Origin of the sequence: Streptomyces sp. NPDC002574, assembly GCF_042889545.1 — a bacterium.
Lineage (GTDB): Bacteria > Actinomycetota > Actinomycetes > Streptomycetales > Streptomycetaceae > Actinacidiphila.
On the sequence record NZ_JBIARB010000006.1, the window covers coordinates 377645 to 393256 of the forward strand.

Sequence of the window (15612 nt, forward strand, 5' to 3'; positions counted from 1 at the left end):
CGGGGGCCGTCACACCGACTCCGGACGCGCGTCGCGGGCCGTGCGGAAGCCCGAGAAGATCTGCCGCCTGATCGGGTAGTCCCAGTTGCGGAAGGTGCCCCGGACGGCGACCGCGTCGGCGGCGAACGATCCGCCGCGCAGCACCTTGTGGTCGGAGCCGAAGAACACCTCCGAGTACTCCTTGTACGGGAACGGCGCGAAGCCCGGGTACGGCAGGAAGTCGCTCGCCGTCCACTCCCACACGTCGCCGACCATCTGCCGGACGCCGAGCGGCGAGGCGCCGGCCGGGTAGCTGCCCACGGGCGCGGGCTGCAGGTGGCGCTGGCCCAGGTTGGCGAGGTCCGGCGCCGGGTCCGCGTCGCCCCACGGGTAGCGGCGCGAGCGGCCGGTCGCGGGGTCGTGCCGGGCGGCCTTCTCCCACTCGGTCTCCGTCGGTAGCCGGCGCCCCGCCCAGCGGGCGTAGGCGTCCGCCTCGTACCAGCACACATGGAGCACGGGCTCCGCGGCCGGCACCGGCTCCGTCACCCCGAAGCGGCGGCGCAGCCACGCCCCGCCCTCACGGCGCCAGAACAGCGGCGCGAACAGGCCGTGTTCCCGCACGTGCGCCCAGCCGGCCGGGGTCCACCAGCGCTCGTCCTCGTAGCCGCCGTCCTCGATGAAGGCGGTGTACGCGCCGTTGCTCACCGGCACCGTGTCGATGAAGAACGGCGGCACGTCCCGGCTGTGCGCGGGGCGCTCGTTGTCCAGCGCCCACGGCTCCGTGGAGGTGCCCATGGTGAACGGGCCGCCGGGCACGAGGACTTCGGCGGGCAGCAGCGCCGCGTCCGCGGGAGCGGCGGCGGGCGCGGGAGAGGTGAGCGCGGCGGGGCCGTGGCGCAGCTGGTGGGTGATGAGCATCGTCTCGTCGTGCTGCTGCTCGTGCTGCGCGATCATCCCGAAGGCGAACGCGGCGTCGGTCAGCCGGTTGCCGTGCAGCGGCGCGCGCTCCAGGATCTCCAGCACCCGCCCGCGCACGTCCGAGGCGTACGCGTGCGCCTCGGCGGGCGGCAGCAGCGGCAGCGTGGGCCGCTCGGAGCGCGGGTGCTCGAAGGCGTCGTAGATCGGGTCGATGTCGGGCCGCAGCGCCTCACGGCCGCCGACGGTCCGCAGCAGCCACTGCTCCTCCTGGTTGCCGATGTGGGCCAGGTCCCACACCAGCGGCGACATCAGGGGGGAGTGCTGCGCCGTGAGCTCGTGCTCGTCGACGCAGTCGGTCAGCCCGTGGGTGCGCTCACGGGCGGTGACGAGCGCGTCCAGCGCCCGCCGTCGCAGCGCCTCGGGGTCGAGAGCGGGTGCGGTCACGAGTGGCTCTCCTTGGATGTGAAGGCGTCGAGCAGGTCGTCGGCGGGACAGCGGCCGCGCAGGACGAAACGCTCGGTGAAGTCGGCCACCACGGCCTGCACGGCGTCGCTCGCCCCGAGCCGGGGCAGGGCCTCGCGGGCCGCGGCGAAGCAGGTGACGGCGGTGGCGTGGAGTTCCGGGTCGGCCAGCGCGTGGCGGGCGGCGCGCTGCCAGAGCGGGTTGCGCGGCGCGGGACCGGGACCGGCCGCGTCGGCGAGGGGCTTGACCGCGCGATAGGCGATCTCGGAGGCGGCGGCGTCGTCGAAGAGCGCCGTGGCGACGGCCAGCGGCACGATCCAGCCGTCCCGGCCGGACTGCGCGTCGATCATGCGCAGTTCCAGGTAGCCGCGCGGCCGCACCGGCGGGAACAGGGTCGACAGGTGGTAGTCCAGGTCGGCCGTGGTGGGCGGCCGGTGCACCCCGCTGCGGATCCACTGCCGGAAGGTGAGCCCCTCCGGCACTGTCCACGGACCCTCGTCGGCGCGGATGCACAGCACCGGGGCGTCGAGGGCGTACGCGGTCCACGCGACCCGCGGATCGGCGCCGGTCTCCGGCGCCAGGGTCCGGCCGGGGTCGAGCGCCGCCCACACCGCCTGCCGGGTGGACTTCCAGCCCGTGGGGCGGCCGCCGCTGAGCGGCGAATTGGCGAAGGCCGCGACGAGGACGGCGCCCAGCAGATGGGCCAGCAGCCAGCGTCTGCCGAGCCCGAAGGGGCCCGGTTCCGCCGTGCCGGAGTCCAGGCAGACCTGCACCGAGGCGGTGGAGCACATCATGGACCGGCCGGCGGGCCCGGCCCGGTCGAAGTACGTCTCCATGGCCGCGTACCGCGGCTCGTCCAGCAGCCGCCGCGGCCGCCGCCACGGGTCGTGGCCGTGCCCGGCCAGCGCCAGGCCGTCCTGGTGGAGCCGGTGGCGTACGGAGTCGAGGTCCGCGGCCGCGGCGTTCACGCACGCGGTCAGCGAGGTGGCGGGCAGCGAGCTGAGCTCCAGCTGTCCGCCGGGCTCTGTGGTGAGCCGGGAACGGAGGAAAAGGGTCCGCAGGCCGTCCACGGCGGCGGTGAGCCGAGCGGGGCCGACCGGGCGGGCCGGGTCGTGCGGGTCGTGAAGGAACCATTCCAGTTCCACGCCTATGTGGCGCGGAGGGCCGGTCTTGAAACAGATGCCCTGGATGTGGTCTTCCGCCGTTGTCTCGGTGATCGGTTCGGATGTCCCCATGTGGTGACTGGTGGCGGGCATGGCCTGTACCTCCCGTCGAAGGTGGTGGTGTGTACTTCGCGTCTACCGCGTGTCCGTACCACCTAAGCCGTTCGGCGCACACCGCTCAAGAGCGCCCCGACGAACGTCCGAGATACGTAAGGTACGCCCGCTCAAGTGGGCGTTCCTGCGTTCCGGTCATCATCAAGGGTGGACCGGGCCCCCGATCCGCGCATCCGGAGCGGGTAAATGTGCAGGTCACGGCCTTGGGGTCGGAATCTCGCCGATGGCCCTCCGCTTTCGGCCCGGGTGGACCGGGATCAGGGGCGTCCGGCGTCGTCACCTTTCTTCGCGAGGGGCGGGACGGGCTCCGGCGCGCCGGGGAGACCGGGTGTCCCCGCTGTCACGGGGGCTGTTTCCCCGAGGGAGCGGGGGCGAAATCCGGCCACACGATCCGGCCGGGCGCGGACAGCGCGCCCACGCGGCCGGGCCGGCGACCGCCGGGGCGGTCGCCGGCCCACGGGGCCACGACGGTAGGCGGCCATTGGTGTGCCCCGTGCGGGGGCCGACCATGACCGACGCTGTGTCAGGTGTCAGGTGTCAGGACTTCGGGGCGGACTCGCCCTCGGCGATGGACTTGCGGACCTCGTCCATGTCCAGCGCGCGGGCTTGCTTGATCAGGTCCTCGAGGGCCGGCGCCGGCAGCGCTCCCGGCTGGGCGAAGACCGCGACCTTGTCGCGGATGATCATCAGGGTCGGGATCGACTGGATCTGGAACGCGGCGGCCAGCTCCTGCTGGGCCTCCGTGTCGACCTTGCCGAAGACGAGGTCGGTGTTCTCCTTCGCCGCGGCCTCGTAGACCGGGGCGAACATCCGGCACGGGCCGCACCAGGACGCCCAGAAGTCGATCAGCACGAAGTCGTTGGCGGAGACGACCTCGTCGAAGTTGTCCTTGGTCAGCTCAACAGTGGCCATGCTTCCCTTACCTGCTTCCGGGGCACCGTCGGTCGGAACCCACTGACCCTAACCGAAGGCGTGAGGCCGCTATTCCGTACGACTCACCCGCCCGCGACGCCGGTCACGAGAGGCGCCCTGGGCCCGCGCCGGGGGAGGTTCCGGTGACCGAACGTGCGGTGTCGTGGCCGAGGGTGATCCGTGACGCACGAGGCGCCGGAATCCGAGCACCGGCGCGACGGCGTCAGGGTACGACCGTCACCGGCCAGCGGCCCGCCTTGACCAGGCGCACCGCCACCGATCCGATGATCCGGTGGCCCGCCTTCTCGGAGGCGCCGACCACGACCGCGTCGGCCTTGAGGTCGTCCGCCGCCTTCGACAGCCCGCTGAAGGCGTCGCCCTGGAAGGTGTGGAACTCCCAGCGCACGGCGAAGACCCCGCGCAGCCTCTGTACGGCCTTCTCTATCTCCGCCTTGAGCTCGTCGGCGATCGCGGCGGTGGCCTCCGCGACCGGTGCGCCGAAGGCCGCGCCGGTGGCCAGGACCGGCTGGACGTACACGATCGCCAGCAGTGACCCCTGCCGTCGCGCGAGCCCGGCGGCGTACGCGGCGGCCCGCCACGACGACTCGCTCCCGTCCACCCCGGCCACGATCACTTTCGGGCCGTCGGTGCCCCGTTCGAAGGGCCCTTTGTCGCTCACGTTCCGAGCCTACTGGCGTGGCTGCCGCGCGCGGCGCACAGGGCGCGGGGAGTCCTGGGTCGTGGCCAAATGTCCGTCCACCAGGCGCTGCAACGCGGTGACGAACACCGCTCGCTCGGCGTCGGGAAGGGCTTCGAGGACCTCCCCGTGCACCCGCGCCGTGATCTGCTGCCCGCGGGCGACCAGCGCGCGGCCGGCGTCGGTGACGGTGATGATCCGGGCCCGGCGGTCGGTGGGGGAGGGGTGCCGTTCGGCGAGCCCGGCCCGCTCCAACTCGTCGACGGTGACGACCATCGTGGTCTTGTCCTGCTGGGAGATCTCCGCCAGCTGAGCCTGCGTCATGAGGCCCGGCTGCGCGTGCAGGAGCACGCAGTAACCGCGCGGGCTGAGGCCGATCTCGCCGAGGGCGTTGGCCAGGCGGTTGGTGAGCGCGTGGCTGGTGTGCTGCAGCAGGCCGGTGAGGTCGGGCACGGCCGATACGGCGGGCTCGGAGGCCGGGGAGGTCATGATGCCGAGTCTAGCCAACCGATCCCCAACGGGATGGTTCGTGGTGCGGATGGTTCGGCCGTTTAATCGTTCGGCACGGAGGCGATCCGTCCCTACGATGAGCGGGCATGACGCACTCGCCCCGTCGGCATCACGACGTCCCGGACAAGCCTTCCCTCGAAGGGCTGGAAGCGACCTGGTCGCGGCGCTGGGACGAGACGGGCGTACACCGCTTCGACCGGTCGCGGCCCCGCGAGGAGATCTTCTCGATCGACACCCCGCCGCCCACGGCCAGCGGCACCCTGCACATCGGCCACGTCTTCTCCTACACCCACACCGACACCGTCGCGCGCTACCACCGCATGCGCGGGAAGACCGTCTTCTACCCGATGGGCTGGGACGACAACGGCCTGCCGACCGAGCGCCGGGTCCAGAACGTCCACGGCGTCGCCTGCGACCCGTCCCTCCCCTACGACCCCGACTTCACCCCGCCGGAACACCCCGGCGCACGCCAGGTCCCCGTCTCCCGGCGGAACTTCATCGAGCTGTGCGAACGGCTCACCGCCGAGGACGAGCGGGCCTTCGAGGACCTGTGGCGCAGGCTCGGCCTGTCCGTCGACTGGACGCTGACCTACCGCACGGTCGGGGACCGTTCGCGCGCCGCTTCCCAGCGCGCGTTCCTGCGCAACCTCGCGCGCGGCGAGGCGTACACCGCGGAGGCGCCCACGCTGTGGGACACCACCTTCCGCACCGCCGTCGCCCAGGCGGAGCTGGAGGACCGCGACCGGCCCGGCGCCTACCACCGGCTGGCCTTCCACCGGTCGGACGGGGAGCGGGTCGTCGTCGCCACCACCCGCCCGGAACTGCTGCCGGCCTGCGTCGCACTCGTCGCCCACCCCGACGACCCGCGCTACCAGGCGCTGTTCGGCACGACGGTCCGCACCCCGGTCCTCGGTGTCGAGGTCCCGGTCCACGCCCACCGGCTCGCGGACCCGGACAAGGGCACCGGCATCGCCATGGTCTGCACCTTCGGCGACACCACGGACGTCACCTGGTGGCGCGAACTGCGGCTGCCCACCCGCCCGGTGCTCGGCCGAGGCGGACGCTTCCTGCCCGAACCCCCGTCCGGACTGGACTCGGAGCGGGCCCGCACGGCGTACGCCCACCTGGCGGGCGCCACCGCCTTCACAGCCCGGGAACGCCTGCTGGAACTGCTGCGCGCGAGCGGCGACCTGGAGGGCGAACCCGAACCGGTCGTCCACGCGGTCAAGTTCTACGAGAAGGGCGACCGCCCGCTGGAGATCGTCACGACCCGCCAGTGGTACCTGCGCAACGGCGGCCGCGACGAGGCCCTGCGCGCACGCCTCCTGGAACGCGGCCGTGAGCTGCGCTGGCACCCGGAGCACATGCGGGTCCGGTACGAGAGCTGGGTCGGGGGACTCAACGGCGACTGGCTGATCAGCCGTCAGCGCTGGTTCGGTGTCCCGGTCCCCGTCTGGTACCCGCTGGACGCGGCCGGCGAGCCCGTCCACGACAGGCCCCTCGTCCCCGACGAGTCGGCGCTGCCCGTCGACCCCGGCACCGACGTGCCCCCCGGCTACCGCGAGGAGCAGCGCGGCATGCCGGGCGGTTTCACCGGCGACCCCGACGTCATGGACACCTGGGCGACCTCCTCGCTCACCCCGCAGATCGCGGCCGGCTGGGGCGCGGACGGCGAACTGTTCGCCAAGGTCTTCCCGATGGACCTGCGCCCCCAGGCCCACGAGATCATCCGTACCTGGCTGTTCGCCACCGTCCTGCGCGCCGACACCGAGCACGGCACGCTGCCCTGGCGGCACGCCGCGATCTCCGGGTGGATCCTGGACCCGGACCGCAAGAAGATGTCCAAGTCCCGCGGCAAGGCCGTCACGCCGGGGGACCTGCTGGAGCAGCACGGCTCCGACGCCGTCCGCTACTGGGCGGCGAGCGCCAGGCCCGGCACGGACACCGCCTTCGACACCGGGCAGATGAAGATCGGCCGCCGGCTGGCCATCAAGATCCTCAACGCCAGCCGCTTCGTGCTCACTTCCGGGGCCGGCACCCCAGGTGCGGTCGAGGGCGACGACGCCGTCACCGCGCCGCTGGACCGCGCCCTGCTGGCCGCGCTGGCGGACACCGTCCGCGCGGTGACGGACGCCATGGAGGAGTTCGACCACGCCCGCGCTCTGGAACGCGCCGAGAGCTTCTTCTGGCAGTTCTGCGACGACTACGTCGAACTCGTCAAGGCCCGTGCCTACGCCGGCGACGCCTCCGCGCTGGCCACGCTCTCCCTCGCCCTCTCCGTCCAACTGCGGCTCTTCGCGCCCTTCCTGCCCTTCGTCACCGAGGAGGTCTGGTCCTGGTGGCAGGAGGGCTCCGTCCACTCCGCCCCCTGGCCCGACGCCGATGCCGACGCCCTCGGTGCGGCCGCCGCCGACGGCGACCCCCTCGTCATGGACACCGCGCGTGCGGCCGTCACCGCCGTTCGCAGGGCCAAGTCCGAGGCCCGGCTGTCCATGCGCGCCGATGTCGCGGGGCTCGTCGTGACCGGCCCGGCGGCCGCCCTCGCGCGCTTCGCGCTCGTCGCCGACGAGGTCCGTGCGGCCGGCCGCGCCGGCGCGGTGGAACTCGCCCCGCCGTCCGGCGACGCGCTCGGGGTGGAGGTGCGCTTCTAGGCGCCGCCGTGCCCTGTCCGCCCTGCCCCGCCCCGCCCGCCCCCCCGCTACGGCACCGGGCGGGGCGGCCGGGGGCCCACGTAGTGGCCGCTGGGGCGCATACGGAGGGGGCGTTCCTCGTACTCCTCCAGGGCGTGGGCGATCCAGCCCGCCGTGCGGGCGACGGAGAACGCGGTCTCGCCCGCCTCGGGAGGCATGCCGCAGGAGACCGAGAGCACGGCCAGCGCGAGGTCGACGTTGGCGTGCAGCGGTGTGTCGCGGGACGCGGTCGCGACGACCTCGCGGGCGGCGCCGAGGGCCGGACCGGCGTGCGGCACGTCCTGCAGCAGGCGGAAGAGCATGACCGCGCGCGGGTCCTCGCGGGGATAGAGGCGGTGGCCCAGCCCCGGCACATTCCGTCCGGCACGCAGGTGGTCGGCGACGACGGCGGCCGCGCTGCCCCGCTCCAGCACCTCCGCGAGCATGCGGTGGGCCAGTCCGCTCGCGGCGCCGTGCAGCGGGCCGTCGAGCGCGCCGAGGCCCGCCGAGACCACCGCGTACGGGTGCGCGCGGGCGGAGGCGGCGACGCGTGCGGCCAGGGTGGAGGCGGCCAGGTCGTGGTCGATCAGCAGGACGAGGGCCGCGTCCAGCACCCGCAGTGACGCCTCGTCGGTCGGCCGCGTGGTCAGCCGCGACCACAGCCGCCGCGCCGCCCGTCCCTCGCCGCGGTGCTCCTGCCCGGCCGTGGGGAGCGCGTCGACCAGGACGGGAATCAGCGTGCGCCCCACCCCCACCACCGCCTCGGGGGCGAGGTCGAAGCGCAGCGGGTCGGCGGCGGCCATGGCGATCACGGCCACCCGCAGCCGGTCCGTCGCGCTGCTGTGGCCGGGCAGCGCGGCCACCGCCCGGCGGGCGGCGGCGAGGGCCTCCCGCGGCGCGGTGAAGCGTGTGCCCGGGGTCATCACCCCGGTCCACAGCCAGTCCGCGGCCTCCTCGAAGTGGTGCCGCTCGGCGAGCGCGGTGGCGTCGACACCGCGGAAGTAGTAGCGGTCGCCGTCGATGAGCGTGATCCCGGTCCGTATGGCGCCGAAGCCGCTCCCGGCCCCGTCGTCGGAGGGCTGTTGCGCCGGGCGCCGGGTGCGGCGGACCAGCGCGTCGACCTCCCGGGCGTCGAAGGTGCTGCCCCGTCCGTCCGGCGCGCGGCGGCTGCCGAGCAGGCCGCGGCTGACGTAGGCGTACACCGTCTCGGGCTTCACGCCGAGCCGTTCGGCGGCCTGCCGGGTGGTGAGCCGTTCGTCGGTCGTCATGACTCCATCCCATCATATATTGATTCAATCAATATTGACGTGCATTGAATCAATGATGGATGGTCGAGTCACGTTCGAAGGAGGACACCACCGTGACCGTCATGCCCGTCACCCCCGACGTGCCCCGCGTACCCCGCGGACTCAAGGGCGTCGTCGTCACCGAGACCGCGCTCGGCGATGTCCGCGGCACCGAGGGCTTCTACCACTACCGCCAGTACTCGGCCGTGGAACTCGCCGGCAGCCGGACCTTCGAGGACGTCTGGCACCTGATGCTGCTGGGCACGCTCCCCGACGCCGCCGGGCGCGCCGCCTTCACCGCCCGCGTCGCACCGCTGCGCCGGCTGCCGCGCGACATCCGGGACGCGCTTCCCGCCATCGCACGCTCCGGTGCGCTCAGCGGACCGCTCGCCGGGCTGCGCACCGCGCTCTCGTTGCTCGGCGCCGCCGCGGGCTTCCGCCCGCTGTACGACATCGACGCCGAACGGCGGCTGGCCGACGCGCTGGCCGCGAGCGCCGCCGTGCCGACCCTGCTCACCGCCCTGTACCGGCTCGGGCAGGGACTCGAGCCGGTCGAGCCCCGTGACGACCTGCCCTTCGCGGCCAACTACCTGTACATGCTGACCGGGGAGGAACCCGACCCGGTGCGCGCGCGGGCGATCGAGCGGTACCTGATCTCCACGGTCGACCACGGGTTCAACGCGTCCACCTTCACCGGCCGTGTCATCGCCTCCACCGGTGCCGACCTCGCCGCGTGCCTCGTCGGCGCCGTGGGGGCGCTGTCCGGTCCGCTGCACGGCGGCGCGCCGAGCCGTGCGCTGGACACGCTCGACGCGATCGGCACCCCCGACCGCATCGACCCCTGGATCCGCGAACGCGTCCTGGCCGGCGACCGCATCATGGGCTTCGGGCACCCCGTCTACCGCACCGAGGACCCCCGCTCCCGCATGCTCCAGGAGATCGCCCGCGACTTCGGCGGCCCGCTGGTCGACTTCGCGCTCCAGGTCGAGGCCCGCGTCGAGGCGATCCTCGCCGAGCTCAAACCGGGCCGCGAGTTGCACACCAACGTCGAGTTCTACGCGGGCGTCGTCATGGAACTGTGCGGGCTGCCGCGGGAGATGTTCACCCCGACCTTCGCCTGCGCCCGGGTCGTCGGTTGGTCGGCGAACATCCTGGAACAGGCGGAGGACAGCAAGATCATCCGTCCGGCCGCGCGCTACGTCGGCCCGGTGCCACCGCAGCCCGTGCCCGCGGTGTAAGGCCCCCGGCGGCGCCGGACCCCGCACGCCCCGGGCACACCGCCGCCCGGGGCGTGCGCGCGGGTCGTTCCCCGCGGCGGGCGCCGGGCGGGCTTACGGTGCGGCACATGGCTCTGAGCATCCGCAACCAGATCGCCGGGAAGGCCGAGTCGGTGGTGACCGGCGAGGTCATGGCCGTGGTCACCGTGCATCTCGACGGCGGCGGACCCGCCTTCACCGCCGCCGTGACCGCCGAGGCCGTCCGTGAACTCGGCATCATCCCCGGCGGCGGGGTGACCGTCCTGATCAAGGCGACCGAGATCTCCCTCGCCACGCCACCGCTCCCCGGCGGCCTGACCATCCGCAACCGCGTCCCCGGCACGGTGACCGCGGTGACGCGGGGACAGGCTATGGCGACGGTGCGGATGGCGTTCGCCGGCGGCCGCGAACTCACCGCGGTGATCACCCGCGAGGCACTCGACGAACTCCGCCTCGCCGAGGGCTCCGAGGTCGTCGCCCTGGTGAAGTCGACCGACGTCGCCCTGTCGACCTAGGGCCGCATCGGGCAACGTTCGCCTCAGCGGGCGCAGCCCGCATGACAGGACGGTCTGCGCCGGCGTGGAAAGATCACCCGCTGTACACGGGGTGACCATCGGCCCGGCACGGAGCGGGCCGGTCACCCGAAGAACCCGCCCCCGACGGCGGAGTCGGGCGCGGTGAAGTCGGTGACCGGGACGCAGCCAGGGCGTCGATGATCAGTGGTGCCGGTGCGGTGGGCGATGCCGGTGAACAGCACGACCTCCTCGGCGCCCGCGGCCGGCGCGGTCCCGCTCACCTCGACCGTCACCGCGCCCGCGCCGTCCGGGCAGGGCGGGACCGCGCGTCTTCCCCGGCCGGAGCGCATCGATCTCGTGCCCGTTCAGAATCTGGCGTCCGCCGGCTTCTCTTGTCAGCCCGCTGAGGGTTCGGTAGGACTGCTCGGGTGACTGATCATCGAAGCTTTGCGCGCACCGTCATAGCGCTGTCCTTGGCCGTACTCGCCGCCTGCGCGGTGGTGGTGACGATTAAGGTGGCTGTTGGTCCTCTCGCGATCGAACCGCCGCGTGTGCTGGACCAGACAGCGCTGGAGAAGCGGGTGGCGGCTGAAGCCGGCGTCCAGATGCAGAACAAACCGGGCGCGTACGTCGACTGCCCCCTGTCCGTCGTGGTCAAGGTAGGCACCAAGTTCGCCTGCCGCGTCTGGGGAGACACCAACCCCGCCACTGTGCGTGTCGAGATCACCAGCGATCAGGGTGACCTCACGGTTACGTCCGACTAGTACGAGGCGGGATGCGTTCAGCATCAACATCTGCTCGGGGCCTTATGTGTGCCGCCGCGCTCGGCCAGTGCCGCCCGGGGTGGGGCCGCAGGTCGAGCGGCCCGAACTCATCGACACAGATGGAGAAGTCGGCGCACGACCGCTGGTGAGCCGTCGCTCAGCCTGCCGCCGGGCGGCGGCCGACGAGTCCGAGCAGCCGCTCCAGATCGGGAGAGTCCGCGGCGATCTCGACCGCCGGGGCGAACGGAGTCCTCGGCCGGTCGTCGGACGGCGCTCCGGTCGGGATCCGCGCAGCGACCTTGAGCGAGTGGCCGACGAGGTCGGCGTCCGGCTCGTAGGCGACGCCGATGGCCTGCGCGACGTCCCAACCGTGGACCACGCAATCGAGTACATGCATGCCGAGCGCGATCCGGCCGGGAAAGAAACCGAACTCCCGGATCTGGAGGGAGTGGTCCAGGACATCCTCGGCGAACGCTCTCGTCATGGCGTCGGCCGAGTCGAGGAATGCCTGGTGAGGATCCCCACCCAGGTCGCCCTGGTCCCAGGCCCGGAGGTCACCGGTGACGCCCGCCGCGGCGGCTGCGAAGCCGAGGTTCTCGCTCACCTGGTGGCGGAGCAGGCCGTGCAGCGTCCAGTCGGCACACGGGGTCGGAAGACGAAGCTGGTCCGGGCCGATCCGCGCGATCACCGTTCCCATGGTCGCGAGGGCACGGCGGTCCAGTTCCCTGATGTCCACGGGGGCGACGCTAGCGACGCCCCGCTTTCCGGGCCACTCGTTTTCTGAGGCCGCTCAGCGTGTCCGGCGCCTGTCGGGATCGGCCTAGATCGCGCCCCGGCCGCGGCCGGCCGGCCTGCGGTCGACCGGGGTGATCGGCATCAGCGTCTCCTCCATGGTGCGGCGGGGGCCGGACCACGGCGCCGGGACCGCGTCGAAGAGGTACGCGAAGCGGTAGGCGAGTTCCTCGTAGTTGACCCGCCAGCCGCGGAAGTGCGGCCACGCCTCCTCCGGGGTGCGCTCCAGCGGGTAGCCGTTCGCGGCCGCGTGCGCGACGGCCGCCGCGAAGTCCTCGTACGTCAGCCGGATGGACGCCTCCGGGGAGGGGTCCTGGTCGTACGGGACCTGCCAGATGTCGGCGATGTCGCGCAGGCACACGAAGCCTCCCCGAAGGGCCAGCCGCGCCTCGGCCTGCGGGCGGCCGGGGTTGAGGGCGAGCTGCATGGCGGCGGCGTCCATCACCGCCAGGAGCGCGACCAGCCAGTTGCGGTTCGGCTGCGGCGAGCGGAAGCGGCTCAGCACTATGTAACTGGTGTGGCTCTCACTGACCTCGGCCGCCCAGCGCTCCCAGTTGCCGAACATCTCCGCCAGGCTGTCGGTGACGCCGATCTGGGCGTAGCGCGCCAGGATCTCCGGTCCCCAGGGCGGGCTGCCCGCCCGGGCCTGCAGCAGGGTCACCTCGGCCTCGCGCCGGGAGTAGGCGGCGTACAGCGTCGGCAGGTAACCGATCTGCAGACCGATGGTGATCGGCCCGGTCGCCGCGGCGCAGAAGTCGATGACGGTCAGGTCCACGTGGTGACTGCTGGCGAAGCCCAGCGTGAACAGCGAGGACCCCGCCTCCCGCAGCGCGTCCAGCGCGCCGAGGTCGCTGGTGGAGGCCTGCAGCAGGGCGTACCCGGCCCAGAACGCGATCAGCCAGCTGACCAGGTTGAACAGGATGGACACCGCCGCCACCGGGGCCAGCACCCGGTCCTTGGCCTCGGGGGTGCGGCAGCGGTCGGCGACGAACTGGAACGGGAAGTGCACCACCGCGTGCACCGTGCGGGTGAAGCTGGATCTGGTCGGCCGGGGAATCACCAGGGTGCGCAGGACGGAGGAGAACGTCCCCCCGACGATCAGCGCACCGAGCAGGCCGTACAGGACACGCACTGGTCTTCCTTCCGGGGACGGGTCACAGCACCCGCCGGCGGACGAGGGCCGCGAGCACCAGCACGCCGGGCAGCAACGGCAACCATACGGTGACGATCCGGTACGCGAGCACCGCGGAGGTGGCCGCCACTCCGGTCGCCCCGGCGGTGACGAGCGCGAGGGCCAGCGCCACGTCCAGCGAACCGAGCCCGCCGGGCGTCGGCAGCAGGGCCGCGGCCGCGCTCCCGGCGAGGTACGCCAGGGCGACGTGCCCGGCCGGAACCGGTGCGTGCAGGGCCCGGACGACCGCCATGAGCACCGCCGCGTGCATCACGGGGAAGGCCAGCGAGCCGGTCCACAGTGCTGCCGCGCGCGAGGAACTGCCGTGCACGGCACGGACGTCGGAGACCACCGTGCCGAGGAAGGACGAGACCGGCCGCCGGACCTGGCGGACCGACAGCAGTGCCACGAGCACCGCGAACAGCGCGGCGCCGGCCGCCAGGGCGAGCACGGGGTGGGCCCGCACGGGGACCACCTTGTGCAGGTCGAGCGCGTGCGGGAACACCGCCAGCAGGACCGCGAGCAACGCCGCCCGCACCACGCAGGCCGCCAGCGCCCGTACCGCGAGGGCCGCCGCCGAACGGCTGGGGGACAGGCCGCAGCGCAGCAGGAAGCGGAGGTTGACGGCGTTGCCGCCGACGCCGGCCGGCAGGATGTGGTTGACCGCCGAGGCCGCGAACTGCGTGGCCAGCAGCCGTCCCGCCGGGAGCTGTTCGAGGACCGCGCCCTGCTGCGCGGCGGCCGAGCAGACCCAGGCCAGGAGGGTCGCCGCGCCCGCGGCGAGCAGCCACTCGCGGTCCGCGGAGCCCAGCCGGTCGGTGCCGGCGTCGACGGTCGGCCACTGGCGCAGCACGACGACGGCGACCAGCAGCAGCGGCACCACGGCGAGGATCTGACGCACTGGGATGCGCCGCACCATGCTCATCGCCCTTCCGGTTGGCGCGGTCTCCCGCGTCGCCGTGAGGCGCCCCCCGTCGCCCTGCACCGGCCGTACCTGTGCCCGACCATACGTGTCCCGCACCCGCACTGCTCATCCGCCGGGCCGATGATTCCCGGCACGACGGCGGGCCCGCGAGGGCGCCCCGCGCTACTTCGCGCGCTCGTCCACCACGCGGCGTATCTTCCCGACGGAGCGCTCCAGGGTCTCGGGATCGGTGATCTCCACGGCCACCGTGACGCCGACGGCCTCCTTCACTCCGCGCCCGATGGCCTCGGCGGCCGCTGCGCGCGCCTGCGCGTCCGCATCGGGCCGGGCCTCGGCGCGGACGGTGAGTTCGTCGAGCCGTCCGGTGCGGGTCAGGCGCAGCTGGAAGTGCGGTGCGACGCCCGCGGTGCGCAGCACGATCTCCTCGACCTGGGTCGGGAAGAGATTCACGCCGCGAAGGATGATCATGTCGTCGCAACGGCCGGTGATCTTCTCCATCCGCCGGAAGGCGGGCCGGGCGGTGCCCGGCAGCAGCCGCGTGAGGTCGCGGGTGCGGTACCGGATGACCGGCATGGCCTCCTTGGTGAGCGAGGTGAAGACCAGTTCGCCGCTGCCGCCGGCGGGCATGACCTCGTCGGTGACCGGGTCCACGATCTCCGGGAGGAAGTGGTCCTCCCAGATGTGCAGACCGTCCTTGGACTCCACGCACTCCTGTGCCACGCCGGGGCCGATCACCTCCGAGAGTCCGTAGATGTCGACCGCGTCGATGCCGGCCCGCTCCTCGATCTCCTCGCGCATCGCCTCCGTCCACGGCTCGGCACCGAAGACGCCCACGCGCAGGGAGGTGGAGCGCGGATCGACGCCTTGGCGCTCGAATTCGTCGAGCAGGGTGAGCATGTAGGACGGCGTCACCATGATGATCTCGGGGCGGAGGTCCTGGATCAGCCGCACCTGCCGCGCGGTCATGCCGCCGGAGGCCGGGACGACGGTGCAGCCGAGGCGCTCCGCACCGTAGTGCGCCCCCAGTCCGCCGGTGAACAGGCCGTACCCGTAGGCGATGTGCACCTTGTCGCCCGGCCGGGCGCCGGCGGCCCGCAGGGACCGGGCCACCACGTCGGACCAGGTCTCCAGGTCCCGCTCGGTGTAGCCGACGACGGTCGGCAGGCCGGTGGTCCCGCTGGACGCGTGGATCCGGCGGATGCGCGACTCCGGGACGGCGAACATGCCGTACGGGTACTGGTCCCGCAGGTCGGCCTTGGTGGTGAAGGGGAAGCGGGCCAGGTCCGCCAGGCTGCGGCAGTCCTCGGGGCGGACGCCCGCCTTGTCGAAGGACGACCGGTAGAACGCCACGTTGTCGTACGCGTGCCGCAGCGTGCCCTGCAGGCGCCGCAGCTGCACGACCTCCAGCTCCTGCCGGGTCATCCGTTCGGCAGCGTCCAGAAACCCTTCGCCCGTGGCGCCCATGGCCCCCACCCTTCC

Annotated in this window: 15 protein-coding genes; 4 read left to right on the top strand and 11 right to left on the bottom strand. The window is 73.1% G+C overall.

Translation table 11 applies throughout. The annotated features are described in order from the left end of the window. Window positions 1–9 precede the first annotated feature (9 nt). The 5 genes from egtB to ACFYXS_RS16825 form a co-directional block, all read right to left on the bottom strand. Window positions 10–1341 (bottom strand): ergothioneine biosynthesis protein EgtB, encoded by a 1332-nt coding sequence (egtB, locus tag ACFYXS_RS16805; RefSeq protein WP_389248614.1) that lies wholly within the window; start codon window positions 1339–1341, stop codon window positions 10–12. Beyond that, the gene (egtA, locus tag ACFYXS_RS16810) at window positions 1338–2615 is read right to left on the bottom strand and encodes an ergothioneine biosynthesis glutamate--cysteine ligase EgtA (RefSeq protein ID WP_389248615.1); all 1278 of its coding nucleotides are present in this window, start codon (window positions 2613–2615) and stop codon (window positions 1338–1340) included. The genes egtB and egtA overlap by 4 nt, the downstream gene beginning before the upstream one ends. A 558-nt stretch (window positions 2616–3173) precedes the next feature. Continuing rightward, the gene (trxA, locus tag ACFYXS_RS16815; RefSeq protein ID WP_319658086.1) at window positions 3174–3548 is read right to left on the bottom strand and encodes a thioredoxin; all 375 of its coding nucleotides are present in this window, start codon (window positions 3546–3548) and stop codon (window positions 3174–3176) included. 223 nt (window positions 3549–3771) lie between these two features. Beyond that, complete coding sequence (locus tag ACFYXS_RS16820; RefSeq protein ID WP_389248617.1) at window positions 3772–4227, bottom strand: universal stress protein; 456 nt, start codon at window positions 4225–4227, stop codon at window positions 3772–3774. 9 nt (window positions 4228–4236) lie between these two features. Then, complete coding sequence (locus ACFYXS_RS16825; protein ID WP_389248619.1) at window positions 4237–4734, bottom strand: MarR family winged helix-turn-helix transcriptional regulator; 498 nt, start codon at window positions 4732–4734, stop codon at window positions 4237–4239. A 107-nt stretch (window positions 4735–4841) separates the two neighbouring features. Here ACFYXS_RS16825 and valS point away from each other — a divergent pair, with 107 nt between their 5' ends. After that, complete coding sequence (gene valS, locus ACFYXS_RS16830) at window positions 4842–7406, top strand: valine--tRNA ligase (protein WP_389248621.1); 2565 nt, start codon at window positions 4842–4844, stop codon at window positions 7404–7406. Window positions 7407–7453: 47 nt separating this feature from the next. Here the strand turns inward: valS and ACFYXS_RS16835 are convergent, their stop codons facing one another. Beyond that, window positions 7454–8692, bottom strand: a complete 1239-nt coding sequence (locus tag ACFYXS_RS16835; RefSeq protein ID WP_389248623.1) for a citrate synthase — start codon at window positions 8690–8692, stop codon at window positions 7454–7456. 101 nt (window positions 8693–8793) lie between these two features. On the opposite strand from ACFYXS_RS16835, the gene ACFYXS_RS16840 reads away from it, so the two are divergent. Together ACFYXS_RS16840 and ACFYXS_RS16845 are read left to right on the top strand one after the other, a co-directional pair. Then, entirely contained in the window at window positions 8794–9948 is a 1155-nt protein-coding gene (locus tag ACFYXS_RS16840; protein WP_389248880.1) for a citrate synthase, read from the top strand. Between the two features lie 107 nt (window positions 9949–10055). Then, window positions 10056–10481, top strand: a complete 426-nt coding sequence (locus tag ACFYXS_RS16845; RefSeq protein ID WP_389248625.1) for a molybdopterin-binding protein — start codon at window positions 10056–10058, stop codon at window positions 10479–10481. A gap of 122 nt (window positions 10482–10603) precedes the next feature. Here the strand turns inward: ACFYXS_RS16845 and ACFYXS_RS16850 are convergent, their stop codons facing one another. Then, complete coding sequence (locus ACFYXS_RS16850; protein ID WP_389248627.1) at window positions 10604–10774, bottom strand: hypothetical protein; 171 nt, start codon at window positions 10772–10774, stop codon at window positions 10604–10606. A 135-nt stretch (window positions 10775–10909) separates the two neighbouring features. Here ACFYXS_RS16850 and ACFYXS_RS16855 point away from each other — a divergent pair, with 135 nt between their 5' ends. Continuing rightward, window positions 10910–11245 (top strand): DUF4333 domain-containing protein, encoded by a 336-nt coding sequence (locus ACFYXS_RS16855; protein WP_389248629.1) that lies wholly within the window; start codon window positions 10910–10912, stop codon window positions 11243–11245. A 157-nt stretch (window positions 11246–11402) separates the two neighbouring features. On the opposite strand, the gene ACFYXS_RS16860 is transcribed toward ACFYXS_RS16855, so the two are convergent. The 4 genes from ACFYXS_RS16860 to paaK all read right to left on the bottom strand — a co-directional run bounded on the left by ACFYXS_RS16860 (window position 11403) and on the right by paaK (window position 15555). Continuing rightward, window positions 11403–11981 (bottom strand): TIGR03086 family metal-binding protein, encoded by a 579-nt coding sequence (locus ACFYXS_RS16860; protein WP_389248631.1) that lies wholly within the window; start codon window positions 11979–11981, stop codon window positions 11403–11405. A gap of 84 nt (window positions 11982–12065) precedes the next feature. Further along, complete coding sequence (locus tag ACFYXS_RS16865; RefSeq protein WP_389248633.1) at window positions 12066–13169, bottom strand: hypothetical protein; 1104 nt, start codon at window positions 13167–13169, stop codon at window positions 12066–12068. A 22-nt stretch (window positions 13170–13191) separates the two neighbouring features. After that, window positions 13192–14133 (bottom strand): YbhN family protein, encoded by a 942-nt coding sequence (locus ACFYXS_RS16870; protein WP_389248636.1) that lies wholly within the window; start codon window positions 14131–14133, stop codon window positions 13192–13194. A 162-nt stretch (window positions 14134–14295) separates the two neighbouring features. Next, on the bottom strand, window positions 14296–15555 hold the full coding sequence (gene paaK, locus ACFYXS_RS16875) for a phenylacetate--CoA ligase PaaK (protein ID WP_389248882.1): 1260 nt from the start codon (window positions 15553–15555) through the stop codon (window positions 14296–14298). Between the last annotated feature and the right edge of the window lie 57 nt (window positions 15556–15612).

Bases quoted from the DNA above. Each gene is read 5' to 3' on its own strand.
- ACFYXS_RS16840 (WP_389248880.1), top strand. From the start codon at position 8,794: ATGCCCGTCACCCCCGACGTGCCCCGCGTACCCCGCGGACTCAAGGGC.
- ACFYXS_RS16825 (WP_389248619.1), bottom strand. From the start codon at position 4,734: ATGACCTCCCCGGCCTCCGAGCCCGCCGTATCGGCCGTGCCCGACCTC.
- paaK (WP_389248882.1), bottom strand. From the start codon at position 15,555: ATGACCCGGCAGGAGCTGGAGGTCGTGCAGCTGCGGCGCCTGCAGGGC.
- valS (WP_389248621.1), top strand. From the start codon at position 4,842: ATGACGCACTCGCCCCGTCGGCATCACGACGTCCCGGACAAGCCTTCC.
- trxA (WP_319658086.1), bottom strand. From the start codon at position 3,548: ATGGCCACTGTTGAGCTGACCAAGGACAACTTCGACGAGGTCGTCTCC.
- ACFYXS_RS16835 (WP_389248623.1), bottom strand. From the start codon at position 8,692: ATGACGACCGACGAACGGCTCACCACCCGGCAGGCCGCCGAACGGCTC.
- ACFYXS_RS16845 (WP_389248625.1), top strand. From the start codon at position 10,056: ATGGCTCTGAGCATCCGCAACCAGATCGCCGGGAAGGCCGAGTCGGTG.
- egtA (WP_389248615.1), bottom strand. From the start codon at position 2,615: ATGCCCGCCACCAGTCACCACATGGGGACATCCGAACCGATCACCGAG.
- ACFYXS_RS16870 (WP_389248636.1), bottom strand. From the start codon at position 14,133: ATGAGCATGGTGCGGCGCATCCCAGTGCGTCAGATCCTCGCCGTGGTG.